We start from the raw sequence: 575 nt of genomic DNA, 5'->3' as shown, positions 1-575 counted from the left end.
CGAAAGCGTATGGATGAGGTCAAAACCGGGGGGGAGTCGTTAACCCGGGATAAGTTCGGCGGTTACCTGTTTACTGGCCGTGCGGCCTCCGGCATAAAGGTGGCGTGAACTTGGGACAGGCTTTTGTGTGGAACGTGGGAACCTGTCGCCCTGATGCTAAGGGAGAAATACAAGCGGAGGCCCCGTAAGTATGAGAGTACCGATGCAGAGCACAGGGGCGGAGCGACCCGTAGTAGTGATGAAGATTCTGTAATGGAATTGGAGCGAAGGGGAAGCATTGACCCGCTTGAAGTAAAGAAAACAACTGGAAATAGGAGGATTGGATTGAACCAAGCAAAGCCGTTTTGTATTCCTAAATTAGAGGTTGTGGAAGCATATGAACGGGTTAAAGCCAACAAAGGGGCTGCCGGTGTAGACGGACAGTCAATCGAAGAGTTTGAGTCTAACTTAAAGGACAATCTTTACAAACTCTGGAATCGGATGTCCTCCGGCAGTTATTTCCCTCCTCCGGTAATGAGGGTGGAAATACCCAAGGGAGACGGTCGTATGAGACCGTTGGGAATACCGACCGTGTC

1 pseudogene is annotated in these 575 nt (G+C 50.8%); it reads left to right on the top strand.

Annotated features, from left to right (window positions below):
• Window positions 1-324 precede the first annotated feature (324 nt).
• Window positions 325-575, top strand: a pseudogene (locus HXW94_RS19675) (group II intron reverse transcriptase/maturase); the annotation flags it as partial.

This window comes from Desulfobacter latus (assembly GCF_013389365.1).
GTDB lineage: Bacteria > Desulfobacterota > Desulfobacteria > Desulfobacterales > Desulfobacteraceae > Desulfobacter > Desulfobacter latus.
This window is presented reverse-complemented; position numbering and strand designations above follow the sequence as displayed.